Origin of the sequence: Paraburkholderia sabiae (assembly GCF_030412785.1) — a bacterium.
In the GTDB taxonomy this organism is placed as follows: domain Bacteria; phylum Pseudomonadota; class Gammaproteobacteria; order Burkholderiales; family Burkholderiaceae; genus Paraburkholderia; species Paraburkholderia sabiae.
This window is the reverse complement of record NZ_CP125296.1, coordinates 1,465,404-1,492,029: the sequence shown is the minus strand read 5'-3', so window position 1 is coordinate 1,492,029 and position 26,626 is coordinate 1,465,404. Positions and strand designations below refer to the sequence as shown.

Annotated in this window: 18 protein-coding genes; 17 read left to right on the top strand and 1 reads right to left on the bottom strand. The window is 60.8% G+C overall.

The genetic code is table 11. The features are described from left to right. Window positions 1-121: 121 nt before the first annotated feature. The 13 genes from QEN71_RS36105 (at window position 122) to QEN71_RS36045 (ending at window position 20,642) form a co-directional block, all read left to right on the top strand. Window positions 122-6,169 carry a hybrid sensor histidine kinase/response regulator gene (locus QEN71_RS36105; RefSeq protein ID WP_201656699.1) on the top strand — a complete coding sequence of 2,016 codons (6,048 nt, stop codon included), beginning with the start codon at window positions 122-124 and terminating at the stop codon, window positions 6,167-6,169. A 9-nt stretch (window positions 6,170-6,178) separates the two neighbouring features. After that, window positions 6,179-8,323, top strand: coding sequence for an ATP-binding response regulator (locus QEN71_RS36100; protein WP_201656696.1), 2,145 nt, complete (start codon window positions 6,179-6,181; stop codon window positions 8,321-8,323). Between the two features lie 207 nt (window positions 8,324-8,530). Continuing rightward, window positions 8,531-10,798, top strand: a complete 2,268-nt coding sequence (locus QEN71_RS36095; protein WP_201656692.1) for a two-partner secretion domain-containing protein — start codon at window positions 8,531-8,533, stop codon at window positions 10,796-10,798. A gap of 271 nt (window positions 10,799-11,069) precedes the next feature. Next, window positions 11,070-11,264 carry a hypothetical protein gene (locus tag QEN71_RS36090; protein ID WP_201656690.1) on the top strand — a complete coding sequence of 65 codons (195 nt, stop codon included), beginning with the start codon at window positions 11,070-11,072 and terminating at the stop codon, window positions 11,262-11,264. An 88-nt stretch (window positions 11,265-11,352) separates the two neighbouring features. Then, on the top strand, window positions 11,353-12,051 hold the full coding sequence (locus QEN71_RS36085; RefSeq protein WP_233472024.1) for a GntR family transcriptional regulator: 699 nt from the start codon (window positions 11,353-11,355) through the stop codon (window positions 12,049-12,051). Window positions 12,052-12,079: 28 nt separating this feature from the next. Beyond that, the gene (mtnK, locus tag QEN71_RS36080; RefSeq protein ID WP_201656683.1) at window positions 12,080-13,348 is read left to right on the top strand and encodes an S-methyl-5-thioribose kinase; all 1,269 of its coding nucleotides are present in this window, start codon (window positions 12,080-12,082) and stop codon (window positions 13,346-13,348) included. Between the two features lie 38 nt (window positions 13,349-13,386). Next, complete coding sequence (mtnA, locus tag QEN71_RS36075; protein WP_201656680.1) at window positions 13,387-14,475, top strand: S-methyl-5-thioribose-1-phosphate isomerase; 1,089 nt, start codon at window positions 13,387-13,389, stop codon at window positions 14,473-14,475. A 2-nt stretch (window positions 14,476-14,477) separates the two neighbouring features. Further along, window positions 14,478-15,152, top strand: a complete 675-nt coding sequence (locus tag QEN71_RS36070; RefSeq protein WP_201656841.1) for a class II aldolase/adducin family protein — start codon at window positions 14,478-14,480, stop codon at window positions 15,150-15,152. 94 nt (window positions 15,153-15,246) lie between these two features. After that, entirely contained in the window at window positions 15,247-16,356 is a 1,110-nt protein-coding gene (locus QEN71_RS36065) for a sugar ABC transporter substrate-binding protein (protein ID WP_201656678.1), read from the top strand. 58 nt (window positions 16,357-16,414) lie between these two features. Then, entirely contained in the window at window positions 16,415-17,977 is a 1,563-nt protein-coding gene (locus tag QEN71_RS36060; RefSeq protein WP_201656675.1) for a sugar ABC transporter ATP-binding protein, read from the top strand. Then, window positions 17,974-18,975 carry an ABC transporter permease gene (locus tag QEN71_RS36055; RefSeq protein WP_201656672.1) on the top strand — a complete coding sequence of 334 codons (1,002 nt, stop codon included), beginning with the start codon at window positions 17,974-17,976 and terminating at the stop codon, window positions 18,973-18,975. The genes QEN71_RS36060 and QEN71_RS36055 overlap by 4 nt, the downstream gene beginning before the upstream one ends. Before the next feature lie 19 nt (window positions 18,976-18,994). Then, window positions 18,995-19,993: a dihydroxyacetone kinase subunit DhaK gene (locus QEN71_RS36050; protein WP_201656660.1), complete on the top strand. Its 999-nt coding sequence runs from the start codon at window positions 18,995-18,997 to the stop codon at window positions 19,991-19,993. Between the two features lie 25 nt (window positions 19,994-20,018). After that, window positions 20,019-20,642, top strand: a complete 624-nt coding sequence (locus tag QEN71_RS36045; RefSeq protein ID WP_201656656.1) for a DAK2 domain-containing protein — start codon at window positions 20,019-20,021, stop codon at window positions 20,640-20,642. Between the two features lie 639 nt (window positions 20,643-21,281). Here QEN71_RS36045 and QEN71_RS36040 read toward each other — a convergent pair. Then, entirely contained in the window at window positions 21,282-22,217 is a 936-nt protein-coding gene (locus tag QEN71_RS36040) for a LysR substrate-binding domain-containing protein (RefSeq protein ID WP_201656653.1), read from the bottom strand. Between the two features lie 157 nt (window positions 22,218-22,374). On the opposite strand from QEN71_RS36040, the gene QEN71_RS36035 reads away from it, so the two are divergent. Genes QEN71_RS36035 through QEN71_RS36020 form a run of 4 tightly spaced genes read left to right on the top strand, consistent with a single transcriptional unit; the run spans window position 22,375 to window position 26,538 of the window. Further along, window positions 22,375-23,631, top strand: a complete 1,257-nt coding sequence (locus QEN71_RS36035; RefSeq protein WP_201656650.1) for a M24 family metallopeptidase — start codon at window positions 22,375-22,377, stop codon at window positions 23,629-23,631. Window positions 23,632-23,686: 55 nt separating this feature from the next. Further along, complete coding sequence (locus tag QEN71_RS36030) at window positions 23,687-24,550, top strand: glycine betaine ABC transporter substrate-binding protein (protein WP_201656640.1); 864 nt, start codon at window positions 23,687-23,689, stop codon at window positions 24,548-24,550. Between the two features lie 51 nt (window positions 24,551-24,601). Then, on the top strand, window positions 24,602-24,901 hold the full coding sequence (locus tag QEN71_RS36025) for a cupin domain-containing protein (RefSeq protein WP_223962479.1): 300 nt from the start codon (window positions 24,602-24,604) through the stop codon (window positions 24,899-24,901). A 2-nt stretch (window positions 24,902-24,903) separates the two neighbouring features. After that, a complete protein-coding gene (locus QEN71_RS36020; RefSeq protein WP_201656634.1) occupies window positions 24,904-26,538 on the top strand; it encodes a choline dehydrogenase in 1,635 nt (544 codons plus the stop codon). Window positions 26,539-26,626 lie beyond the last annotated feature (88 nt).

Genomic DNA, 26,626 nt, shown 5'->3' with positions numbered 1-26,626 from the left:
GATTGCATGCGCGCAGACGCGGCTAGACGTCTTCGCGTCCGTCAATTCGAAGGACGCGACCTCGTGTTTGCGTTAAAACCATAACCATACGCATCGCCTGCTTGTGACACGTGAGGAACGCATGGATACGTTCGAGGTCGAGTCGCCGCTGCAATCCAATGATCAGCTTGCCCATATCGCGGCCGCGTTGAATGCGCTGCGGCGAGGCGATACGTCATATCGTCTTCCTGAAGACTGGACGGGCGACGCTGGAAAGGTCGCAGCCGAATTCAACATGCTCTCCTCTCAAACGCGACACATCGGACAGGGGCTCGGCAGAATGTCGAGACATCTGTCGGGCCACGGGGTGTTGAAGAAAGACGTTGCAATCGAGAGCAGTGCATTGACGGGCGTCTGGCTCGACAGCGCATCTCACGTCAATCTTCTGTTCGACAGCGTGACAACGGCTCACGAATCCACGAAAACCGTGCTCGCCGCGCTGGCGTCGCTGCAGAAAGGCGAAGCCGTGTCGTTGCCTGCCGACTGGCCGGGCATACACGGCAAGGTTGCGCACGTCTTCAACGATGTGGTCGAGCAGAATGTCCGCATTGCCGAAGAACTCGGCCGACTCAGTAAAGTGGTCGGCAAGGAAGGACGGCTGAAAGAGCGCGCGGCACTGCCTTATGCGCGCGGTTTCTGGGGCGATTCGATCGATGCGGTGAACTCGCTGATCGCGGACCTCGTCCATCCGACGAGCGAAGTGGCGCGTGTGATCGGCGCCGTCGCGCAGGGCGATCTGTCGAAGAGCATGGCGCTGGAAGCAGATGGGCGGCCATTGCAAGGCGAGTTTCTGAGAACCGCCAAGACCATCAACACGATGGTCGAGCAGCTCGGCACGTTTGCGGTCGAAGTCACGCGTGTGGCGCGCGAAGTCGGCACGGAAGGGAAGCTCGGCGGGCAGGCCGATGTGCAGGGTGTGGCAGGAACATGGAAGGATCTGACGGACTCCGTCAACTCGATGGCGGGCAATCTGACGAGCCAGGTGCGCAACATCGCTGAAGTGACGATGGCGGTGGCGGCGGGCGATCTGTCGAAGAAGATCACCGTCGATGTGAAGGGCGAAATTCTCGAACTGAAGAACACCATCAACACGATGGTCGATCAGTTGCGCTCGTTTGCGTCCGAGGTGACGCGCGTCGCGCGTGAAGTCGGCACGGAAGGCAAGCTCGGCGGCCAGGCGGACGTGCAGGGCGTCGCGGGCACGTGGAAGGATCTGACCGACAACGTGAACTTCATGGCGGGCAATCTGACGAGTCAGGTTCGCAACATTGCTGAAGTCACAAAGGCCGTTGCGGCAGGCGATCTGTCGAAGAAGATCACCGTCGATGTGAAGGGCGAAATCCTCGAACTCAAGAACACAATCAATACGATGGTGGACCAGTTGCGCTCGTTCGCCTCCGAAGTGACACGCGTCGCGCGCGAAGTCGGCACGGAAGGGAAGCTCGGTGGACAGGCGGATGTGCAGGGTGTCGCAGGTACGTGGAAGGATCTGACCGACTCGGTCAACTCGATGGGCGGCAATCTGACGGCGCAGGTTCGCAATATCGCCGATGTGACGACCGCCGTTGCCGCGGGCGATCTGTCGAAGAAGATCACCGTCGATGTAAAAGGCGAAATCCTTGAGCTGAAGAACACGATCAACACGATGGTCGATCAGTTGCGCTCGTTTGCGTCCGAAGTGACGCGCGTGGCCCGTGAGGTGGGCACTGAAGGCAAGCTCGGCGGACAGGCGGACGTGCAGGGTGTCGCGGGCACGTGGAAAGATCTGACCGACTCGGTCAACTCGATGGCGGGCAACCTGACCGCGCAGGTGCGCAATATCGCCGACGTGACGACAGCCGTTGCCGCGGGCGATCTGTCGAAGAAGATCACCGTCGACGTGAAGGGCGAAATCCTCGAACTGAAGAACACGATCAATACCATGGTCGACCAGCTCGGTTCGTTTGCATCTGAAGTAACGCGTGTTGCTCGTGAAGTCGGCACAGAAGGCAAGCTCGGCGGCCAGGCGGATGTGCAGGGCGTCGCGGGCACGTGGAAGGATCTGACGGACTCGGTCAACTCGATGGGCGGCAATCTGACGGCGCAGGTGCGCAACATCGCGGAAGTGACGAAGGCCGTGGCCGCAGGCGACCTTTCGAAGAAAATCACCGTCGACGTAAAAGGCGAAATTCTCGAACTGAAGAACACGATCAACACGATGGTCGATCAGTTGCGCTCGTTTGCCTCCGAAGTGACGCGCGTTGCCCGTGAAGTCGGCACGGAAGGCAAGCTCGGCGGACAGGCGGACGTGCAGGGCGTCGCGGGCACGTGGAAAGATCTGACCGACAACGTGAACTTCATGGCGGGCAATCTGACGAGTCAGGTGCGCAATATCGCGGACGTGACGAAAGCCGTGGCCGCAGGCGACCTGTCGAAGAAAATCACCGTCGACGTGAAGGGCGAAATCCTCGAACTGAAGAACACGATCAACACGATGGTCGATCAGCTGGGTTCGTTTGCGTCGGAAGTGACGCGCGTGGCTCGCGAAGTCGGCACGGAAGGCAAGCTCGGCGGTCAGGCGGATGTGCAAGGCGTCGCCGGCACGTGGAAGGATCTGACCGACAACGTGAACTTCATGGCCGGCAATCTGACGAGCCAGGTGCGCAACATCGCCGACGTGACGAAGGCTGTGGCCGCAGGCGACCTGTCGAAGAAGATCACCGTCGATGTGAAAGGCGAAATTCTCGAACTGAAGAACACGATCAACACGATGGTCGATCAGTTGCGCTCGTTCGCCTCTGAAGTGACGCGCGTGGCTCGTGAAGTCGGCACGGAAGGCAAGCTCGGCGGCCAGGCCTACGTGCAGGGCGTCGCAGGCACGTGGAAGGATCTGACCGACAACGTGAACTTCATGGCCGGCAATCTGACGAGCCAGGTGCGCGGTATCGCGAAGGTGGTGACGGCCGTCGCGAACGGCGACCTTGCCCGCAAGCTGACCGTCGAGGCGAAAGGCGAAGTGGCGGCGCTCGCGGACACCATCAACAGCATGACTGAAACGCTCGCGACCTTCGCCGACCAGGTGACGACCGTCGCGCGCGAGGTCGGCGTGGAAGGCAAGCTCGGTGGACAGGCGAAGGTGCCGGGCGCGTCGGGCACGTGGAAGGGGCTGACGGAGAACGTCAACCAGCTCGCGGCGAATCTGACGACGCAGGTGCGGGCGATCGCCGAAGTGGCGACGGCCGTCACGCAGGGCGACCTGACGAGATCGATTACCGTCGTGGCACTTGGCGAAGTCGCGGCGCTGAAGGATACGATCAATGAAATGATCCGTAACCTCAAGGACACGACGCAGGTCAACACGGAACAGGACTGGCTGAAAACGAACCTCGCGAAGTTCAGCCGCATGCTGCAGGGGCAAAAGGATCTCGTCGCGGTCGGGCAACTGATCCTGTCGGAACTGGCGCCTGTCGTCGGCGTGCAACAGGCCGAATTCTTCGTGCTCGATTCGTCCGAACGTGCGTCCGAACGCGCTGCGTCGCTGATGCTGATGGCGAGCTATGCATCGAGCGGACATTCGTCGCATGGCAAGCGCGTGCAACTCGGAGAAGGGCTGATCGGCCAATGCGCGGTGGAGCGGCGCAAGATCCTGCTGGAGTCTTCCGTCGGCGAACGCGTTCGCATTACATCGGGGCTGATCAGCCTCGTGCCACACAACGTTCTCGTGTTGCCCGTGATCTTCGAAGGACAGGTGAAGGGCGTGATCGAGCTGGCTTCGTCCGAGTGCTTCAACCCGACACACCTCGCGTTCCTCGATCAGCTGACGGAAAGTATCGGCATCGTCATCAATACGATCGAGGCCAACACACGTACGGAAGATCTGCTCAAGCAGTCGCAGTCGCTCGCGCGCGAACTGCAGAGCCGTCAGGAAGAATTGCAGACGACCAACGAAGAACTGCAGGAGAAAGCGCGTCTGCTCGCGCATCAGAACCAGGAAGTCGAGCGCAAGAATACGGAAGTCGAGCAGGCGCGCCAGGCGCTCGAAGAAAAGGCGAAGCAGCTTGCGTTGACGTCGAAGTACAAGTCGGAGTTTCTGGCCAACATGTCCCACGAGCTTCGCACGCCGCTCAACAGCCTGCTGATTCTCTCCGATCAGCTATGCAAGAACTCGGAGGGCAATCTGTCGACGAAGCAGATCGAATTCTCAAGAACAATCCATTCGTCGGGCAACGAACTGCTCATGCTCATCAACGACATTCTCGATCTGTCGAAGATCGAGTCCGGTACGGTCGTGATGGATTTCGCGGAGCATCGTCTTGCCGATCTCACATCGTATGTGGAGCGTACGTTCCGGCATGTTGCCGAAGCGCGCAACGTCGACTTCGTCATCGAACTCGGCACGCATTTGCCCGCGTCGATTCGCACCGACATCAAGCGCCTGCAACAGATCCTCAAGAACCTGCTGTCGAATGCGTTCAAGTTCACGCATCGCGGTCACGTCACGTTGTCGGTCGACGAAGTATCGGCCGGCTGGACTGCGGATCACGAAGGACTCGACGGCGCGCCGGCCTGCATCGCGTTTTCGGTGTCGGACACGGGTATCGGCATTTCGGCCGACAAGCAGCAGATCATCTTCGAAGCGTTCCAGCAGGCAGATGGCAGCACGAGCCGAAAGTATGGCGGCACGGGTCTCGGTCTCGCGATCAGCCGCGAACTGTCGAAATTGCTCGGTGGAGAAATCCGCCTCGCCAGTTCGCCGAACAAGGGCAGCACGTTCACGCTCTACCTGCCGTTGGCGGGTGAAATGGGACGCGTCGCGCGCAAGACGCTTGCCGTATCCGGCGACGAGATACCCGCCGTCGCGCTCGACGGCGCCATCGGCAAGGCTGTCGATCTGGTTGCCGCGCATGAGTTCGTGGATAACGTCGTGAGCGAAACACACGATCTGGCAGGCACGCACGACGACGACCGCTTCAACATCACGGCCGAAGACCGCGTAGTGATGATTGTCGAAAACGATCTGGCGTTCGCGCATTTTCTGCTCGACGTCGCGCGAGAACAGGGATTCAAGGGGCTCGTCACGCCGCTCGGCGCACCCGCGTTGACGCTTGCGGACGAGTTCAAGCCCGATGTCATCACGCTCGATCTCTTCTTGCCCGACATGGATGGCTGGCGTGTGCTCGGCCGCCTGAAGAACGATATGGCGACACGCCACATTCCCGTCTGCATGATTTCGACGGACGAGTCGCGCGAGCGCGCGCTCAGGGCGGGCGCGTTCGCCTTTCTGCCCAAGCCGATCCAGTCGCGCGAAGTCCTCGACGATGCATTGGGCGTGCTCGCGCGCTATGCGAGTGCAGCGCCGCGAAAACTGCTCGTCGCACTGCCCGAATCGCCCGAACGCAAGCAGTTTGCCGCGCTGCTTTCCAGCGAGCGGATTACGCCGATATACGCAGAAACACGCGAACAGATACTGAATGCGCTGAGCGACGAACAGTTGTGCGGTGTCGTCGTCGATGAGCGAACGTTCGATGCTTCGCTCGACGACATGAAGGCCGCACTCGCGCATCGCGGTCTCTTCGCGCCGCTGCCGCTGATCGTTTTTGCGCCGGGTCAAACGGCGGGAGCGTGGACACGCGAAATCGAATGCTTCAATCCGTTCATCGCGCCCGATCTGAGCCGTCTGATTGATTTGTGCGTCGGGCGGCTGCATATCGACCGGAAATGGCTGCCGGATCAGGCGCTGGCGATCATCGAAAGCCTGCATGGATCGAGCGCGGATCTCGCGGGGCGCAAGGCGTTGATCGTGGACGACGACATGCGCAACATCTTTGCGCTCGCGACCGTGCTCGAAGATCATGGAATGCATCATGTGTGGGCCGACAACGGCAGGGACGCGATCCGGCTCGTCGAAACGGACGCCGACATCGACATCGTGCTGATGGACATCATGATGCCGGAAATGGATGGCCTCGTGACCACCAGCGAGATTCGCAAGCTGCCCGTCGGGCGCACGCTGCCGATCATCGCCGTGACTGCGAAAGCGATGAAGGGCGACCGCGAACGTTGCATCGAAGCGGGTGCGTGGGACTATCTGTCGAAGCCCGTCAATCGCGACGATCTGCTTGCCGTGCTGCTTGCGTGGCTGCACGGCTAGGAGACGGCGATGGACAACGCGGTCGTTTCCTCGCGGCAACCTCTCAACATCCTCGTGGTGGATGATCTGCCGCAACAGCACGTCGTGATGCGTACGATCCTCGAAGAACTCGGCGAGAACGTGATCACGGTCGCATCGGGCCGCGAGGCGTTGAAGGCGGTGCTCGAGCGGCCTTTCGCCGTCATTCTGCTCGACGTGAACATGCCGGGTATGGACGGTCTCGAAACGGCCTCGTTGTTGCGCACGTATCGACGCACGGCGAGAACCCCGATTATTTTCGTCACCGCATATATCGACGAATCGGAGATGGAGCGTGCCTATTCGCTCGGCGCCGTCGACTATATTTCGGCACCCGTCGTGCCCGAAGTGCTGCGCTCGAAAGTCAAGGTGTTCGTGGAAATGCACCGCATGCACCACGAGCTTCTGTCGCGAGCGGAGGAACGCGAAGCTATTGCGCGGGCCGAAGCGGGCAGAGCAGCAGCCGAGCGCGCACGCCAGCGCGCGGACTTTCTCGCAGCCGCAAGCCATGCATTGACGCGCTCGCTGGAAATCGACGCGACAGTGCAGCGGATCGCGGAGCTTGCAGCCAGCGAACTCGCCGATATGGCCTTTGTCGCCGTGCGAGGCATCGGCGAATTTTCGACGGGTCTTACCGTGAAGTCGACACGACGCGACGATGACGATGCGCCGGATTTCGATGCGTTTCAGTCCGGCGCGCTTGCACGCTTTTTTCCGGACGCGAGCCGCTTCGTGCATCGCTTGCTGCACGAAGACGACGCAGACGGCGAGCCCGCCGCGGATGAAAGCGTGAGCGAAGCGGTCGAAGAAGGACCGGTCGCGCAAGGCATTCGGCGCGTGAGCGCGTTTCCGTTGTTGACGGGCAACCAGAAGGGCGTGGTCGTGCTGTGCTCGTCACAAATAACCATTCAGCCTGAACAGATCACGTTGTGCCAGGAGTTCGTCAGCCGGGCTTCGATCGCGCTGGAAAATGCACTGCTTTTCTCGACGATCCGCGACGGCGACAGGCGCAAGAACGAGTTCCTCGCGATGCTCGCGCACGAGTTGCGCAATCCGCTTGCGCCCATCGCGAACGCGGCTGCCGTGATGCGCAGTGCAAAGGAGGGCGATGCGCAAGTGCTTCGTTGGGCCAGTGAGATTGTCGGCACGCAGGTCGAACACATGGTGCGCATCGTCGAAGATCTTCTCGACGTGTCGCGTATTGCAAGAGGCACTGTCGCGCTTCGTCAGGCGCCCGTGGCGCTTTCGATGGTGATCGGCCGCGCTGTCGAAACCAGCCGGCCTCATCTGATCCGTCGTTCGCAGACCTTGACCTGCGACGAAGAGGCCGTCGATATCATCGTCAACGGCGATGTCGTGCGGCTTGCGCAGATCGTCGCCAACCTGCTGAACAACTCGTCGAAATTCACCCCGCAAGGCGGGCATATTTCGCTGTCCACGCGCTTTGCGGACGGCACGGCCACCATTACCGTCGCCGACGACGGGCAAGGTATCGACGCCGACTTTCTGCCGCGCGTGTTCGATCTTTTCGCACAGGCCGACGGCTCGCTGCACCGGTCGCTGGGTGGGCTCGGCATCGGCCTGACGTTGGTGAGGCATCTGACTGAACTCCACGGCGGGTCCGTTCGATGCAGGAGCGAAGGTCTGGGCAAGGGTTCCGAATTTACCGTTCAGTTGCCGGGTACTGTGGCCGAACGTACCGCACCCGCGCTTGCCCCCGTCGTTCACCTGAACCGCAAGGCGGCGATGCGCGTGCTGGTGGTCGATGACCTCGTTGCTTCTGCCGAGAGTCTCGAAGCGCTGCTGACGATACATGGCTACATCGTCCGATGCGCAATGGATGGGGCATCGGCGCTGCGCGCGGCAGCCGACATGCGGCCCGATGTGGTGGTGCTCGATATCGGACTGCCCGACATGACGGGCTACGAACTGGCGGCGTATCTGAGGCAAGGCACCGCCTGTCGCGACGCACTGATCATTGCGCTCAGCGGCTACGGCCAGGAGGAGAACATTCGCCAGGCGATGGAGGCGGGTGTCGATCACTATCTCGTCAAACCCGCTGACCTGTCAGCATTGCTCGATCTGTTGACCTCGCACGACGATGGACAGAGCTATGACGGCATCGCATCGACGTGACGTTTAAGGGGCACGGCAAAAGGTGCTCACGCACCCAAAATTAAATTCGACCCCACGTAATAAGTCGCAAAACGCTGAGATAACGGCACGCTTCGTCGAAGAGAAAGACTATTCTTCAGACGCTAGCACTCGCGCGTTGCCCGTCGGCCGCGCCAGTCGCAAGCAGCCTGTTACAGCCAATACGCGCGTGCGCGCGAAGGGGGAGGCATGACACGTCCCGGACAAACTCGTTCTGCGCGATGCGTACTGCGTAAAAATCAATTGATACTCAAGTCAGGCGGCCGCCTCTGGATCGCCATCGGCATAACGCTATCCGAACTCGCAATGTCGCATGCTGCGTTTGCGGCAGGCGCGCTTCCTCAAGGCGGCAATTACGTCGCCGGCGCGGGCACGATTACGAATGCGAACAACGGACTGTTGATCACGCAACCCGGATCAACGCGCGGCGTGATCAACTGGAACAGCTTTTCGATCGGCAAGAGCAACCGCGTGACCTTCGACAACGGCTCGGGCGCGACCCTGAACCGCGTGACGGGCGGATCGCCATCCGCGATCCTCGGCAACCTGAATGCGACGGGCAGCGTGTATCTGATCAACCCGCAGGGGATCGTCGTCGGACCGTCGGGCGTGGTCAGCACGGGCGGCCGTTTCGTCGCGTCGACACTCGACGTCTGCAATTGCGCATTCATGAGCGGCAGCGACATGCTCAAGCTTTCCGGCGACTCGAATGCAAGCGTGATCAATCTCGGCAAGATCAGTTCGAGCGGCGGCGACGTCTTCCTGATCGCGCGACATGCCGTCGTCAATGCAGGCACGGTGAGCGCACCGAACGGCACGGCGGAACTGGCGGCGGGCGAGAGCGTGCTGTTGCAGGATTCGGCAGGCAGCAAACAGGTATTCGTGCAGACGGGCAGTCAGGGCACTGTAGCCAACAGGGGGCAAATAGAAGCCGCGCAGGTCAACCTGCAGGCGGCGGATGGCAACGTCTACGCGCTCGCCGGCGGCGGCGCGCGTATCCGCGCCACAGGAACCGCGACGCGCGATGGTCATGTGTGGCTGGTCGCCGACAGCGGTAAGGTCGACCAACGCGGCGCGATCGCTGCGACGAATGCGGACGGTAGCGGCGGAACGGTCGATACGCAGGCGGCGCAACTGGCGTTCGGCCCGGACGCGTCCGTACAGGCCGGGCGATGGAATCTTTCGACGCCCACTTTCACGATCGATGAAACCGCCGCGCGCGCGCTGCAAAGCAGCCTGAATGCAGGCACATCGGTCGATGTCGCCACGACGGGGGCGAATGGAACGACAGGCGACCTCGGCGTAGCGTCGAGTCTGCACTGGCAAGGACCTGCTTCGCTCACGCTTGCTGCGTATCACAACGTTTCGGTGACGAACGGCACGACGATAGCCAACGACGGTGCGGGCAATCTGACCTTGCGTGCCGACGCATCGGGAATCGACAACGGCGGTAGCGTCGTCAACGGCGGCACGATCGACTGGTCGAAGAGTACGGGCATCGTCAGCGCGCTCTATGACATGAACGGAAGTTACAGCGCCGGGACGCTCATCGCCAACGATGCGTGGACCGCGCCCACGTATAGCGGACTCGTCACGCAGATAACGGGGTATCGGCTCGTCAATTCGGTCGACGATCTTCAGAACATCGCAAACGACATGACGGGCAACTACGCGTTAGGCAAGGACATCGACGCGGGCAATGCCACATTCCAGACGCTTGGTCGTGCATCTTCGACGCCGTTCACAGGTCAGTTCGACGGAATGTGGCACACGATCTCCAACCTCGTACCGAACGCCAATGAAGTTTTCGGTGATATCGGAGCGACGGGCGTCGTGCGGGACGTCAATGTCGATTCTCACGTCAGTACGGCCATTTTTGCACCATCGGCGATTCTGGCCGCCAGCAATCACGGCACGATTGCGAATGTCTTTACTACCGGCAGCATTTCGGGAACCAGCGATGGAGGCAATTCTTTTGCGGGGCTGGTCGGCGTCAATTACGGGCTGATCGCGCGTTCGGGAAGCAGCGCCTCCGTTACGGCGGACGAGGGCGCCGCCGGGCTGGTCGTCGACAACCAGGGGACGATCACGCAGTCATACGCGAGCGGGCCTGTCTCCGCGATTTCCTCGCACGGCTTCGCCGGTGGACTGGTGGTGTCTAACACCGGAACGATAACGCAGTCGTTCGTGTCGTCGACTCCGATCTATTCCGTGTCGCGGTGGGTTGGCGGTGTCTGCTCCGGCTGCACGGGTCTCGGCAGCGACGTGTATTGGGACGTCGAGGCAACGAGACAACCGTCGAGCGGTGGCAACCTGCCGGCGTCGAATGGACTCACGACTGCGCAGATGAGCACGCCTTCGAGTTTCGCGGGTTGGGATTTTGGGCCGAATGGCGCGTGGGTGATGTTGCCGGGGGCCACGCATCCGGTTCTTGCCTGGCAGGTGGCGACGCATTAATTACATTAGAGACGGATTCCTTTCCGTCTCGTAGTCATTCGATCAATTTGCCAGCGAGCCGCCCGCATGCGGGTTTAGCTCGCTGGATCACATATTCTGTTGCGGTTATCTCTGGTTTCAGGTGGTGTCAAACTGGGTATATCCCAATAGATGTCATGCAGACGGATATACGTCCCGTCTGACGTACCTATCGATTCCGTCTGTTCGGATTTGAAACGGCCAGCATTATCTCGCCTAGATATATAGGGATACTAACTAACATGGCGAATGGATGATCGACCTAGCGGTTCCGGAGAACGGACGGAGCATCGACGTGCCCATTGGGCGGCCCAACACGCTGATCCAGCTGGTTTCGGGTCCGTCGACGCAGATACAGACGCCTGCGGGCGTGCGTTGGCTGACGGCCGGCTCGCCAGCCACGATATCGACACGCCAGATGCTCAAGAACCCCATTCACCCGGGTTAACACCAATAAAAACATCAGACGTCTGACCTATATTTCCTTCTACCTCCGCTTCCGAGACATTGGCATGCGCCTGAGCGTCGAACGTTCGATGAGCGACAAAATCCAGGAATCGTTGATGGTGATGATCCGGGAACGCGCGCTCAAGCCCGGCGACCAGATCCCCACAGAGATCGAGCTTTGTGAACTGCTGGGTGTGGGACGATCCAGTCTGCGAGAGGCGGTCGCCCAGATGATCTCGCATGGCTTGCTGTCTCGCATGCAGGGACGCGGCACCTTCATCAGACAAATTTCGTTGAAGCTCGAAGGCGGGCTCGATGATCTGATGTCTGTGACGGACATGATTCGCAGTGTCGGCGCCACGCCTTCGACGCGCCGTTTGCAGTTCGATCAGATCAAGGCATCGGAGAATCTTGCCGCGAAACTGCGGCTAGGCATTGGCGACGATTGCGTGCGCATCGAAAGGGTGCGATGCGCTGACGATGCAATCGCCGCGTATTGCATCGACATCGTGCCGAAGCACGTATTCGATGCGGCGCATGGGGACCTCGGCGGCGAGTCCCTGTTCGCGATGTTCGAGCGCACCGGCCGCCGGCTGTCGCATACGCACACGTCGATCCAGCCGACCATTCTCACGCCGCGCGATCTGCCGGAACTCGGCGACGGCTTCGGTCTGTTTCTGTTGCTCGACGAAGTCGATTTCGATCAAAGCGGCGAACCGATCTGTTACAGCAACGACTACTACAACACGAGCATCTTCAAGTTCGATCTGGTTCGCAAGAAGCGCTGAAGCCGGTTCGATCGCGGAGGAGACGTTGATGGAATTCGAAGCACTGAGTTCTTCGGAGCTGGCCGCGTATCTGCGAGGCGTGCCATCCGTGTATGCGTTGCTCAACGAACCGGGCGAACTCGATATCGCGGAAGTCGGCGACGGCAACCTCAATTACGTGTATTTCGTCAGCAACGCACGGACACCGGAGAAGAGTGTCGTCGTCAAACAGGCGCCACCGTTTTTGCGGCTCGTCGGCAAGTCGTGGCCGTTGACGCGGCATCGGATGGAACGTGAAGTGGCTGCGCTGCGCCGCTTTGGCGAGCTATGCCCGCAACACGTGCCGCGTGTGTATCACGCCGACACCGAACTGTATCTGATGGTGATGCAGCGGCTGTCGTCGCATGCGATCCTGCGACAGAAGCTGATGGACGGTCATGTCTATCCGAAGCTCACCGATCATCTGTCGACGTATCTCGCGCATACGCTGTTCTACGGCTCGGATTTCTTTCTTGCGCCCGAAGTGAAAAAGCAGGCCGTGAGCGCAGCAATCAACACGGAGTTGTGCAAGATCACGGAAGAACTCGTGTTCACGTTCCCGTTCGAAGATCATCCGTCGAACGTCTATAGCAATGTGTTTCCGAAGCGACTGCTCGAGCGTGTCTGGAGAACGCCTGCACTACGCGTGGCCGTGGCCGAGATGAAATGGTCGTTCATGAACGATGCGGAGACCTTGCTGCATGGCGATCTGCATACGGGCTCGATCATGGTGAACAAAGACGAAACCTATGTCATCGATCCCGAGTTCGCGTTTTACGGGCCGATGGGTTTCGATGTCGGCGCTGTGCTGGCGAATCTGTTGCTTGCGTATTTCTCGCGCGACTGGCACGACCGTCGTATCGAAGCAGAGCACGAAAATTATCGCGAGTGGCTGCTGGATCAGGTCACCGGTATCTGGTCGGCGTTCGAGAAGAAGTTTCAGAAGCTGTGGCGTGAACATGAAAGCCGCCGCAAGAGCCATTTCATCGGCGATGACCCGGGCGGCAACTGTGCGGACGCATATCGTGCGCGTTTCATGCAGCGATTGCTGGCAAGTTCGCTGGGTTTCGCCGGATGCAAGATGATTCGACGGATCGTCGGCATGGCGAAGGTCGCGGATATCACCAGCATTTCCGACGACACGGTCCGTGCAGCCATCGAAGTCAAATGCATCCAGTTCGCCGAGCGTTTGCTGATCGAGCGTCATGCGTTTGGATCGATTGCGGCGGTCGTCGACCTGGCGCGCGATATACAGGGCCGTGAACATCGCGCGCAGTAAGCGGAAAACGCACGCAATCAAATCGTAGTGGAGAACCTATGGTCTTGCCCAAGTTCGAAAGTCTGCCTGCTACCCTCGCGTGGGAACACGACAGTCTGCGAATCATCGATCAGACACGTTTGCCCCGCGAAACCGTGATCGAAACGCTGACGACAGCGTTCGAAGTCTGGCGGGCGATTCACGAACTTCGCGTACGCGGCGCGCCGGCGATTGGCGTGGCAGCGGCCTACGGGCTGTGCGTGGCGATGCAGCCTTCGCGCGATCTGCCTATCGATGCGTTTCGCGCCGCATTGATCGAGCAGGCCGCGTATCTGGATAGCGCCCGGCCCACGGCCGTCAATCTCAACTGGAGTCTGAAGCGCATGCTGCGCGCGGCGGACCGTTCGGGCGCGAGCGACTCTGCATCGCTGTATCGGGCGCTGGTCGATGAGGCGACGCAGATTCATCGCGAAGACCAGTTGCTATGCGAGCAGATCGGCCGGCACGGCATGCCGCTCATTACGCAGGGTTGCGGCGTGCTCACGCATTGCAACGCGGGCGCATTGGCGACGACGGGTCTCGGCACCGCAACCGCGCCGATCTACATGGCGCATCGGGAAGGCATCGCGTTTCGCGTGTATGCCGATGAAACGCGGCCCTTGCTGCAAGGCGCACGGTTGACGACGTACGAGTTGCAACAGGCGAAGGTCGACGTGACCTTGATCACCGACGGCATGGCGGCGTCGCTGATGGCGCGGCGCATGGTGGATGTCGTGATCGTCGGCGCGGATCGCGTGGCGGCGAACGGCGATTTCGCGAACAAGATCGGCACGTTGAGTCTTGCGATTGCATCGCGTCATTTCGGCGTGCCGTTTTATGTGGCGTGCCCGTCTTCGACACTCGATCTGCAGACGCCCGATGGCAGCAGGATCGTGATCGAGGAACGTCATGCCGACGAGGTCACGCATTTCGGCGGTCAGCAGGTCGCGCCCACAGGCATCAAGGTACTGAACCCCGCTTTCGATGTGACGCCGCACGATCTGGTCACGGGTTACATCACGGAGCGGGGCATCATCGCCGAACCGTTCGAAGCGAACCTTGCCGCGATGTTTCAGCCGCAGGCGGCTGCTGCGGGTGCGGCATCGTGAGCATGAACGGCACGGCGCTCACGGAAGACTCGCTGCGTGCGGGCATCGTGCACACGATGCGGGAAATGGTGCGCCTCGGCATCAACCAGGGCACCTCGGGCAATGTGAGCGCGCGCTGGCGGGACGGCTTTCTGATCACGCCGAGCGGCGTGCCGGCGGCGCAACTCGAAGCCGATACGATCGTCTGGTTGCCGCTCGATATCGATGCGTCCGCGCCCGTCTTCGACGAAAAACGGCCGTCGACCGAATGGCGCTTTCATCGCGACATCCTGCGTGCGCGGCCCGAAATCGAAGCAGTAGTCCACACGCATTCGAACGCGGCCACGGCGATGTCGATTCACGGCCGCGATATTCCCGCGCATCACTACATGGTTGCCGCGGCGGGCGGCAATTCGATTCGTTGCGCGCCGTATGCGACCTTCGGCAGCCAGGCGTTGTCCGATCACGCGGTGGCCGCGCTGCAAAACCGCACTGCGTGTCTGCTTGCGCATCATGGCGTGATTGCGTTGGGCGCCGATCTCACGCGGGCGTTGTGGCTCGCCAATGAAGTAGAAGTGCTGGCACAGCAATACCTGCTAGCGGCGACGCTCGGCGTGCCGCCCGTGCTGTCGGACGAGCAGATGGATGAAGTGGTTCACAGGTTCAGTCACTACGGCGTGCAACGCAAACGGCCCTAGTGTGCAGTGTGTCGAGTCTGACCCGTCGGATAGCGCGTTCGCGTACCCCGACGCCCGTATCCGATGTCTCACCATACAAACAATGGAGACGCTCATGGCCTGGTATTCAGCACGCTTTAACGGATGGACGTCACTCGCCGCCCCGGCGAGTGCAGGACTGTTGTGTATCGCCGCCGCGTTGAGCGGCTGTTCGAAGAGCGAGTCGCCGTCGTCCAGCACGGCGGCGAGCGATGCGAGCGCAAGCGGCGCCGCGGTCGCGAGCGCCGCGCCGGCGTCGTCGGCTGCGGGCGGCAAGACGAAGATCGGCTTTTCCATCGCGACGCTGAACAACGCGTTCTTCGTCGGCCTGAAGCTGGGTGTCGAGAAGGGCTCGAAGGATCAGGGGTTCGAACTCGTGCAGACCAACGCGAACGGCGACGCGCAGCAACAGGTCAACGACGCCAATAACCTGCTGAGTCAAGGCATCACCGCACTGGTGCTGAACCCGATCGATTCGAAGGCGATCATCCCCGTGGTTCAGAAAGCGAATCAGATGAATATCCCTGTTTTTACGCTCGATCGCGGGTCGGACGGCGGCAAGGTCACGTCGTTCGTCGCGTCGGATAACGTCGCGCTCGGCGCAACGGGCGCGAAATGGATTGCCGATCAGCTGACCAAACGCTACGGCTCCGCGAAGGGCAATGTCGTCGATCTGATCGGCCTGGTCGGCACGACGGCTGCTACAGATCGGGAGAAGGGCTTTAGCGACGAGATTGCGAAGTATCCCGACATCAAGGTCGTGGCGCGTCAGGAAGGCGCATTCGACCAGGAGAAGTCGCTCAACGCGATGACCAGCATCCTGCAGAAATTCCCGCAGATCGACGCGGTATTCGGCGCCAACGACGACAACACCGTCGGCGCGGAAAAAGCGATCGACAACGCGGGCCGCTACAAACCGGCGGGCGACAAGGATCACATTCTCGTGATCGGCGCGGACGGCACGGCGCAGGCACTATCGGCGATTCGCGCGGGCAAGCAGGACGCAACGATCTCGCAGAACCCGATCGAGATGGCCGCGAAGTCGTTGAGTTTCATCGCCGACAACGCGGCGGGCAAGTCCGTGCCCGCGACATACGCATGGCCGACCTTCCTGATCGATAAGGCGAATATCGATTCGGACGAAACGAAGAAATACGGCCTGTGGTCGTTGCAGGTCAGCCAGTAACGAATCGACGGGCGTCGTGCGCAATGCGCGCGCCCGTCATCGAATGCAGGATGAGCACATGAACGCGGGAACGAGTTCGCAGCCGCAGGACAACGTTCAGCCACACGCGCGTGCAGACATCGAAAGCACAGCGCCGCCGCTGCTTCGCATGGAAGGCATCGTCAAGAGCTTTCCTGGCGTGAAGGCGTTGCGCGGCGTGAGCCTGACGCTCGAAGCGGGGCGTGTGCTGGCCATCGTCGGCGAAAACGGCGCGGGTAAATCGTCGCTGATCAAGACGTTGTCGGGCGCTTATGAACCGGACGAAGGCACCATCGAGATCAACGGTGTGCCGCTCGGACGCGGCACGCACGCTGCCATCGATGCAGGCGTCGCCGTGATCTATCAGGAGTTGTCGCTGGTCAACGACATGACGGTGGCGGAGAACCTGTTTCTTGGGCGCATGCCGGCGCGACACGGCTTCGTTCAGCGTCGTGAGGCCGATCAGGATGCACGCCAGGCGCTCGCGCAAGTGGGCCTCGACGGCGTGTCGCCGTCCATGCGTCTCGGCGATCTGCCGCTGAACAAGCGACAACTGATTGAAGTGGCGAAAGCCATCGCGCGCGACGCACGCATTCTGGTGATGGACGAACCGACAGCCGCATTGCAGCACGACGACATCTCGCATCTGTATGCGGTCGTCAGACGTTTGCGTGCAGCAGGCATGGGCATCATTTTTATTTCGCACCATCTGGAAGAAGTGTTCGAGCTGGCCGATTCCGCCGTCGTGATGCGCGATGGCGCTACCGTCAGCGAGCGGCCGATGTCGGCGTGGACGGAACAGGATCTGGTGCAGGCGATGGTCGCGCGCAATCTCGATTCGTTCTATCCGTGGGAGCCGCGCGATTACGGCTCGGTCGTGCTCGAAGTGCGCGATCTCGCGAGTCCGCCCATCGTGCGGCATGCGAGTTTCAAGGTGCGCGCAGGCGAGATCGTCGGGATTGCTGGCATTGCGGGCGCGGGCCGCACGGAGTTGCTCAAGGCGATCTTCGGCGCGCAGAAGGTGACGGAAGGCGAGATCTTCATTCGTGGCAGCAAGACCGTGGTCCGCTCGCCCGCCGACGGCGTGCGCCAGGGTCTCGTCTATACCGCGGAAGATCGCAAGCTCGAAGGGCTCGTGCTAGACGCGAGCATCGAAGAAAACATCGTGCTGTCGAGTCTCAACGCCATCGCGACAGGCGGATTCGTACGCAATGGACGCAAGCGTTCGCTCGCGCAAAAGGCCAGTGCGCGCTTCGGCGTGCGTGCGCCGAGCGTTGCGCATATCACGGGCAATCTGTCGGGCGGCAATCAGCAGAAGGTGATTCTCGGTCGCGCGACGGCCACGCAGCCCGCCGTGATCATGCTCGACGAGCCGACGCGCGGCATCGATGTTGGCGCGAAGACGGAGATCTACGCACATATGGTCGCCATGGCGCGCGCGGGCGCGGCCGTGGTGATGGTCAGCTCGGAACTGCCGGAACTGCTCGGCATGTCCGACCGCGTGCTGGTGATGTATCGCGGCAGGATCGTGGCCGAACTGCCGCGTGACGAAGCCGATTCGGAGACGGTGATTCAATGGGCGACAACGGGAGCACGAGCATGACGTCGACGGCAGCGAAACAGTCTGATCCGGAAGCCCTTTCGAGTCGTGTGATCCGGCAATTGCGCAGCGGCGTCGGTCCGCTGCTGGCCGCGCTGATCGTGATCTGCGTGGTGCTGTCGATAGCGTCGCCCGAATTTCTCACCACCAGCACGCTGACCAACATACTCGTGCAGACATCCGTGGTCGGCATCGCGGCTGTGGGCGGCACGTTCGTGATCATCACGTCGGGCATCGATCTGTCGGTTGGCTCGCTGGTGGCGTTGAGCGGGATGGTCGCTGCGACCTTGATGGCCGGTTCGACGCCGGATGCCGTCGGCGTCGGCATCGCCGGTCTCGCGATTGCGCTCGCGGTCGGGGCGGGCGTGGGTGCGCTGAATGGTTTCTCGGTGATATGGCTCAGGCTCGTGCCGTTTATCGTGACGCTCGCGATGATGGCGATGGGCCGCGGCCTCACGCTCGCCATTTCCGATGGCCGCACCAAATTCGATTTTCCGAACGCATTCACGCTATTCGGCGCGAAGACTTTCGCCGGCTTGCCCGCGCCGATGATCGTGATGCTGATCGTGTTCGTGATCGGCCACATCCTTCTGCGCAAGACGACGTTCGGCCACCAGGTGTTTGCGGTCGGCGGCAATCAGGAAGCGGCGCGGCTCGCGGGCATTCCTGTGCGCCGCGTGATTTTTCTGACCTACACGCTCGCGGGCGTGACCTCGGCGATTGCGGGAATCGTGCTTGCGGGGCGGCTCAATTCCGCACTGCCGTCGGCGGCCAACGGGCTTGAGTTGCAGGTGATCGCGGGTGTCGTGATCGGCGGGACATCGCTGGCGGGCGGGCGCGGCTCGATTGTCGGGACGTTTATTGGCGTAGTGCTGATCGGCGTGATCAACGTCGGTCTGTCGCTGCTCGGCGTCAATCCATTCTGGACCCAGTTCATTCAGGGCGGCGTCATTTTCGCCGCCGTCATGCTCGATGCGCTCAGTCAGCGGCGCAAGAACTGATCATCACAAGGAGATTCGCGTGAAGAAGATCATCAACCAGCCGGATGATTTCGTCGATGAAGTGATTGATGCATTGTTCCTGGCGCATCCTGGCTGGATCAAGGCCGCGACGGCCGACCGTCGTGCGCTCGTGCGTGCCGATGCGCCGAAAGCGGGCCACGTCGGCATCGTCACGGGTGGCGGCTCGGGGCATCTGCCGGGCTTTCTCGGCTACGTCGGCGAAGGGCTGTGCAGCGGCGTGGCAGTGGGCAACGTGTTTTCGTCGCCGTCGGCGGAACAGATTTTCGAGGCCACCAAAGCGGTGAATGGCGGCGCGGGCGTGCTGTATGTGTACGGCAACTATGGCGGCGACGTGTTCAACTTCGATCTCGCCGCCGATCTCGCAGAGCCCGAAGGCATCGACATCAAGACGGTGCTGCTGACGGACGACGTCGCCTCGGCACCTGCCGAGCGCGCGAGCGAACGGCGCGGTGTGGCGGGCATGGCGTTCGTCTTCAAGTGCACGGGCGCAGCGGCGGAACGCGGCGATTCGCTCGATGAAGTCGCGCGAATCTGCGCGAAGGCGAACAGCCACTGCCGCACGATGGGCGTCGGGCTGTCGCCGACCATCCTGCCAGCTGCGGGCAAGCCCACCTTCACGCTGCCCGATGGCGAGATGGAGATTGGCATTGGTATTCACGGCGAACCGGGCACGCATCGCGGCAAGCTGGAATCCGCCGATGCGATTGCGGATCGTCTGATGGGCGAGATTCTCGGCGATCTGAACGCGCCGAAGGGCTCGCGTCTCGCGGTGCTGATCAACGGTCTGGGCGCGACGCCGCTGGAAGAACTGTATCTGCTGTTCAGGCGTACGGCGAAAGTGGTTGGCGACCACGGCCTGTCGATAGCGCGCTCGTATGTCGGCGAATATGTGACGAGCCTCGAAATGGCCGGTGCCTCGATCACGGTGATGCTGCTCGACGACGAACTCGAAACGCTGCTCGCAGCGCCCGCGCGTTCTCCGCTGTATCGCGACTAGTTGCTGGTTTGACGGAGCGAACATCATGAGCATGTCCTGCAACGACATACGCGCGCTGCTTTCCCGCGCGCTGGGGGCGCTGCCGGCGCACACCGAAGAATTGCGCGAACTCGATGCGGCGCTCGGCGACGGGGATCTCGGCATCACGGTGCAGAAGGGATCGGCGGCAGTCGTAAAAGCGCTGGCCGCATTGCCGGACGACGCAGCGATGAGCGACATCTTGCGTGCTGCCGGACAGGCATTTTCAACGGCCAATCCGTCGACATTCGCAGCGTTGATTGGCGGCGGATTGCTGGCGGCGGCGAAGACGATGCTGGATAAACATGACGTCGGCAAGGACGACGCACTCGCGATCGGACGCGCGGTGGCGGCACGCATCATCGAACGTGGCAAGAGCAAGGTCGGCGACAAGACGGTACTCGACGCGCTGGTGCCGAGCCTCGATGTGCTCGAAGCATCGGACGGCCGCGCGCAAGAGGTATTGGCTGCGATGATCGAGACCGCGCGGCATCGGATCGAAAGCACGGCCGCGCTGCAATCGCAGAAGGGGCGGGCGGCGTGGGTGCAGGAGCGCAGCATCGGTCACGCCGATCCGGGGGCGACGGCATATTTGCGGTTTCTCGAAGCGCTTCTTGCTGCGCTCGGTTGACGCAGCAGCGCTCTTACGCGGTGGCCTCAGCGGTTCGTCAACCAATGCCAGAAGTCGGGCTCAGCAAGTTCAGAATGCATTGATGCGCTCGAGCAGACGGTGCAGTCGCTGTCGCTGTTTCGGACCCAGTCCCTTCGTAGCAGATGCCTGAAGGATACGTTCTCGCCAGTATGCCGGCGAGAACAGCGATCTTGCGCCCTCGGTATCCAGCACCGTTTCCAGGTGGGAAATTGCCGCGTCGATATCGCGGAAAGTGTAGGGACTGGGACTGCCTTCTCTTCTATTGCCTGAAACCATAACCACGTTGATAGATTTATTTATAAGGAATGCGAAATAACGGCGATTTAATAGAACGCCGGTAAAAATGAAACGATCGTCCGTTCGTGAACAGCCTCAGACCTGCGTTATTGTGCGACCACCATGAAGCGCGTTCAGCAATCAATACGTCAGTTGATTGTTGCGACGCAGCAGTCTCTTCGATTCTAAGGAATGGCCTGGGATTGTCAAACGCTTTGACGTCCCCAGAGATGGGCGGAACAAGGGAAGGCGCGCGGCATTTTTCTCGCGAGCCTTTCAGGCGCGGGGTCTTGAGCCGTCAAACGTCCCGTAGCATCTGTTGGACGCACGCGACGGTGAAACTCACGCCCCTTCGCGAATCTCCTGATTCACACGATAACTCGCGATCCAGCGATGCAACTGTTCAACCTCGGCACTGAACGGACGCTGGTCGTTGCGCATCAGAAAGTAGCCGCGGCCAGGACGCACGCTCAACGACGACAGACGCGCCAGTTTCCCGCTACGGATTTCCGCATCGAGAAGATGACGCGTGCCCAACGTCACGCCTCTTCCGCGCGAGGCCGCATCGACGAGCACGTTGTAGTTGTTTCCATACTCGGTCGCTCTGACGCGGCGCGGGTCGACACCTAGCGACCTGAACCAGATCGCCCAGTTGATCCAGTTGGGCTGTATGAGTTCGTACTCGAGAAGCACCTGCGACAGCAGCGCTTCAGGCCCGTCGCCGACGAGCGGATGACTCTCGATATAGGCGGGACTCGCGACAGGGAATATCTCTTCCTCGAACAGTAACTGCGCCGTCCAGTTGATCCTCTCACCGGGGTCATACGCCACGACGAGATCGACGCTGTCGTCGAAGAGATCGGAAGGCTGATCGGACGTAATGGTGCGAATGCTCGCCGAGAAACCCGGATTGCGATCGCGGAAGTCCTTCATGACTTCACTCAGCCAGAAGTGCGAGATCGCCGTATTCGCGGCCAGCGTGACCATACTCGTGGTCCGCCTGACACTGATTTCGTCGACGGCATCAGCGAGGTAATTGAATGCCGCGCTGACCTTGCCATGCAGCTGCATTCCGCGCGGCGACAACTGCACGCGTCGCCCAACCCGTTCGAAGAGTGCAAATCCGAGCCGCTCCTCCAGTTGGCGGATCTGCTTGCTCACCGCTGCCTGCGAGACGTGAAGCTCTTCTGCGGCCCGCGTGAAATTCAGCGTCCGGGCGGCTGCCTCGAAAAACATCAGGCTCGTCAGCGGTGGAAGACGATGGCGCAGGCTCTTCATAACGCTCGGTTATCAACAGGCATGAGATTCCATCTGTGTACAGGGAATTTTTTGGCTCGTAAAGTCCTTTTCAAATAGTGAATCCGCAACTCGTACGGATCAAACAGCGACGATGCGGCTCATAACCGGTAGTTAGTGTTTTCCCCATGGACGTCTTATGACCACGCTAGACTGGCATCGCGAGCGGCACGATCTTTCGGATCTTCAGTCGCTCGATCGCTCTTCGCACGGCTCCGACATCGATCTCGTGTCGGTACGGGCGTATCGCCTTGGCAGAGTTCGCGCAGAAATGCGAAAGCGCGAAATCGCGGCCCTGATCGTCAGCGATCCGGTGAACATCCGCTACGCCACCGGCGCTCGCAACATGCAGGTTTTTTGCGCCCGGAACACGCCTTCGCGTTACCTCATCGTCACCGAAAGCCGGACGATCCTGTTCGAGTTCACCGGTTGCGAGCACCTGGCCAATGGTCTCGAGACCATCGACGAGGTCCGTCCATCGTCGACCGCGAGTTTCGTCGCCGCAGGTCCCGCCATCGCGGCGCGGGAAAAAGCATGGGCGGCCGATATGGCAGCCACGCTGACCGAACTCGTCGGTCCGAACGCCACGGTCGGTATCGAACGCATGAACGCCGGAGCGGCGATTGCGCTTGCAAGTCATGGCGTGCGTCTGGTGGATGCGCAGGAGCCGATCGAAATGGCGCGCGCGATCAAGTCCGCCGAGGAACTCAAGTGCGTCATCGCTTCACTGCGGGCGACGGAAGTCGCCGTCGGAAAGCTCCGCGATGCGATTCGACCCGGCATGTCGGAGAACGAGTTGTGGTCTGTGCTGCATCAATCGGTTATTGCGCAGGACGGCGACTACGTCGAGACGCGTCTGTTGAGTGCCGGGCGTCGAACCAACCCGTGGTTTCAGGAAACATCGAGTCATGTGATCGAGCCGAACCAGCTGATAGCGCTCGATACCGATGTCGTCGGCTGTCATGGCTACTACTCCGACTTCTCCCGTACCTTCCACGCCGGGCCGGACAAGCCGGGTGAAACGCAACGCACGCTTTACAAGCTCGCTCACGAGCAGGTGCATCACAACATCGGGATCATCCAGCCAGGCATGACGTTCAGGGAGTACAGCGACAAAGCCTGGAACATCCCGGACAAGTATCACGCGAATCGCTATTACCTGTCGGCACATGGGTGCGGCATGACGGGCGAATATCCGTACCTCTACCATCACGCGGACTTTCCAGCGTCGGGCTACGACGGCGAAATCCAGCCGGGGATGACGCTGTGCGTCGAGAGCTACATCGGCGAAGAGGGCGGACAGGAAGGCGTAAAGCTCGAACAGCAGTTACTCGTGACGGAGACGGGCACGCAGCTGCTTTCGCTTTTCCCGTTCGAAGAAACATTGCTGGGCTAAGCAGGACGGCGCCGCGCGTGCCGTACGGATTCAACCTCAATTGGAAGCATTGAAAATGATCAACTTGCTGAGATTGTTCACGCGGCTATTGCCCGTCGTGTTTCTGCTGACCGTCGCCACTGCGCGTGCCGAAGACAAATCGATCACGATCGGCGTGAACAACTGGGCGGAGAACATCGCCGTCGCGAACATGTGGAAAGTTCTTCTCGACGAGAAGGGCATCAAGGTTCAGTTGCAGAACGCGGACAAGGCGCTCATCTACAACAGCGTTGCGCAAGGAAAAATCGATCTGACCTTCGAAGTGTGGCTTCCGTCAGGCGACAAGCCTGCGTTCGACAAGGTCAAAGACAGGGTCGTGCAGATCGGACCGTGGTTCAAGGAAGCCAATCTGGGTCTGGTCGTTCCCGACTATGTCGCTGTCGACAGCATCGATCAGCTGAACGCGAACAAAACGCTGTTCGCATCCGCTGGCAGGCCGAAGATCGTCGGCATCGACTCCGGCAGCAGTCTGATGCAGCTGACGGAGAAAGCGAAGAAGGCTTATCAGCTCGACTATGACATTCAGTCGTCGTCCGAGTCTGCGATGGTGCTGTCGCTCGAGCGCGCGATCCAACGCAAGGAGCCTGTTGTCGTGACGCTCTGGAAACCGCACTGGATCTGGTCGAAGTACAAGCTCAAGTACCTGAAGGACCCGAAAGGCGCTTACGGTGCAACAGACTCGATCTACGGCATCGAAACCCAGGCGTTCAGGAACCAGCATCCCGATGTCGAGCGCTGGTTGCAGCAGTGGAAGATGGATGACAACTCGTTGGGCGGCCTGATGTCGGAGATCATCAGGCAAGGCGCGTCGACGCCCGAGAAAGGCGCGAAGGCATGGGTCGATGCGAACCGTCCGCTGGTTCAACAGTGGATGAAGTAGCGCGCATCGCAACGCGACGGCAAATCCTTCCTATCCGACATGAACGCTTCCATGACGACTCCATCCATCTCCAGGCAACGTGCGCCGCACGACATCGCGCGCACGACCGCCGATTGGGACACGTGGCATTGCGACAGCAGCACGTTTCAGCATCGCTATGTGCCGGGCGCGACGTTTTACGTCGTTGCAGGGCGCGCACGGTTGACCTTTGCACATGGCGCGCAACTCGATATCGAAGCAGGGGACTTTGTCTCGATCGGTGAGGGCGCGGAAGCGGTGTGGGAGATCTCGGCGCCGATCGAAACGCGCTACCGATATCACGTCGACAGTAGCGCAGCGACAGAGGCATGATCATGAGCGAGGCGCTGGAGTTCGACTATGTCATCGGCGGAGCGGGTTCGGCCGGCTGCGTACTCGCGCGCCGGCTCGCCGATGCCGGCAATCGGGTGCTGCTGATCGAAGCGGGACCGCGCGACAATTCGTGGGTAATCCGCATGCCCGCCGGCCTGAGATCGATTTTCAAGCCAAGCTCGCGATACAACTACTGGTTCGAGACCGAGCCGCAAAGGAACCTCGACAATCGCCGCATCCAGCAGCCGCGGGGTCGTGTTCTCGGCGGCTCGTCGTCGATCAACGGCATGACGTGGCTGCGCGGTCATCCGCTCGACTATGAGCGCTGGGAACGGGAAGGCGCGACGGGCTGGAGCTGGGCGGACTGCCTGCCGTACTTCAGGAAGATCGAGCGGAGCGACGTGAGCAGCGCTTATCGGGGAACCGATGGCTTCATTCATGCGCAGCGTCAGGAGCGTCTCTCTCCGCTCAACCAGGCCTTTCTCGATGCTGGAGTCGAAGCGGGTTTTCCACTCACCGACGACGTCAACGGATATCGTCAGGAAGGCGTGTCGCGCTTCGAGATGAGCGTCGATCGCGGTATACGCAACAGCGCCGCGTACGGCTACCTTCACTCGCGCAAGGAAGACGCTAATCTGACGATCTGGACGCAGAGCGCGCTCAAGCAGATCAATCTCATTGGGAATAGAGCCACGGGGTTCAAGGTACTGCGCGGCGATTCAGTCGTGAATGTCGTCGCGCGCAAGGAGACGCTGCTTTGCGCAGGTGTTTTCGGTTCTCCACAACTGCTGATGTTGTCGGGAATCGGGCCGGGCGATCATCTCCACGAGACAGGTATTGCTCCGCGAGTGGAGTTGCCTGGCGTCGGCGAGAATCTGCAGGATCATCTGGAATGTCATATCCAGATCGAAACGCGGGAACCTGTGTCGCTCAACCGCGAGTTGCAATTGCATCGGATGCTGTGGGCCGGTATGCAATGGTTTGGATTCAAGTCGGGCGTTGCGTCCGTCAACCAGTGTCACGTCGGCGCTTTTCTGAAGAGCGCTTCTCACATTCCTCATCCGGATATCCAGTTTCACTTCTTTCCTGTGTTCTTCAACAAGGACTGGATACCTACCCCGCAAACGAATGGATATCGTATTGGAGTGGGGCCGATGAGACCGACCAGTCGTGGGCGTGTCCGCTTGAAGTCGATGCGTGCCGAGGACCCGCTTTCGATCGATCCAAACTACATGAACACCGAGGAAGACTGGCGCGTGATGCGTGAGTCGGTGCGGCTCGGTTTGCTGTTTTCACGGCAAGCCGCCTTCCGTCGCTTTCACTACCGTGAAGACATGCCGGGCGTCGACGTGAGCGCAACGGCTGCCATCGATCAGTTCATCAGGCAGGATGCGTCGAGCGCCTATCATCCGTGCGGAACCTGCAAGATGGGAGCGAAGCACGATGCGACGGCTGTGGTCGGCCCAGACCTGAAAGTCAGGGGTGTGGAGCGGTTGCGGGTCATCGATGCTTCGGTCATGCCGTCGGTGCCAAGTGCAAACATCAACGCTGCGACTATCATGCTGGCCGAGCGTGCAAGTGATCTCGTGCTCGGACGAGCGACCATGCGAGCCGAACCTTTGCAGTTCGTTGCGTGATTCGGACTCGGTGAAGGACTCTCGTGCGCGCAGCGCCGAGTGCGCCTCATGCCCCTCGAATGAGCTGGTAATGCGCGGCTTCGAGGCG

What these genes read in the sequence shown, in the direction of transcription:
- QEN71_RS36020 (WP_201656634.1), top strand. Translation starts at nt 24,904, where the DNA reads ATGAGCGAGGCGCTGGAGTTCGACTATGTCATCGGCGGAGCGGGTTCG.
- QEN71_RS36035 (WP_201656650.1), top strand. Translation starts at nt 22,375, where the DNA reads ATGACCACGCTAGACTGGCATCGCGAGCGGCACGATCTTTCGGATCTT.
- QEN71_RS36040 (WP_201656653.1), bottom strand. Translation starts at nt 22,217, where the DNA reads ATGAAGAGCCTGCGCCATCGTCTTCCACCGCTGACGAGCCTGATGTTT.
- QEN71_RS36030 (WP_201656640.1), top strand. Translation starts at nt 23,687, where the DNA reads ATGATCAACTTGCTGAGATTGTTCACGCGGCTATTGCCCGTCGTGTTT.
- QEN71_RS36045 (WP_201656656.1), top strand. Translation starts at nt 20,019, where the DNA reads ATGAGCATGTCCTGCAACGACATACGCGCGCTGCTTTCCCGCGCGCTG.
- QEN71_RS36025 (WP_223962479.1), top strand. Translation starts at nt 24,602, where the DNA reads ATGACGACTCCATCCATCTCCAGGCAACGTGCGCCGCACGACATCGCG.
- QEN71_RS36090 (WP_201656690.1), top strand. Translation starts at nt 11,070, where the DNA reads ATGATCGACCTAGCGGTTCCGGAGAACGGACGGAGCATCGACGTGCCC.
- mtnK (WP_201656683.1), top strand. Translation starts at nt 12,080, where the DNA reads ATGGAATTCGAAGCACTGAGTTCTTCGGAGCTGGCCGCGTATCTGCGA.
- QEN71_RS36100 (WP_201656696.1), top strand. Translation starts at nt 6,179, where the DNA reads ATGGACAACGCGGTCGTTTCCTCGCGGCAACCTCTCAACATCCTCGTG.
- QEN71_RS36065 (WP_201656678.1), top strand. Translation starts at nt 15,247, where the DNA reads ATGGCCTGGTATTCAGCACGCTTTAACGGATGGACGTCACTCGCCGCC.
- QEN71_RS36055 (WP_201656672.1), top strand. Translation starts at nt 17,974, where the DNA reads ATGACGTCGACGGCAGCGAAACAGTCTGATCCGGAAGCCCTTTCGAGT.
- QEN71_RS36085 (WP_233472024.1), top strand. Translation starts at nt 11,353, where the DNA reads ATGAGCGACAAAATCCAGGAATCGTTGATGGTGATGATCCGGGAACGC.
- mtnA (WP_201656680.1), top strand. Translation starts at nt 13,387, where the DNA reads ATGGTCTTGCCCAAGTTCGAAAGTCTGCCTGCTACCCTCGCGTGGGAA.
- QEN71_RS36060 (WP_201656675.1), top strand. Translation starts at nt 16,415, where the DNA reads ATGAACGCGGGAACGAGTTCGCAGCCGCAGGACAACGTTCAGCCACAC.
- QEN71_RS36095 (WP_201656692.1), top strand. Translation starts at nt 8,531, where the DNA reads ATGACACGTCCCGGACAAACTCGTTCTGCGCGATGCGTACTGCGTAAA.
- QEN71_RS36070 (WP_201656841.1), top strand. Translation starts at nt 14,478, where the DNA reads ATGAACGGCACGGCGCTCACGGAAGACTCGCTGCGTGCGGGCATCGTG.
- QEN71_RS36105 (WP_201656699.1), top strand. Translation starts at nt 122, where the DNA reads ATGGATACGTTCGAGGTCGAGTCGCCGCTGCAATCCAATGATCAGCTT.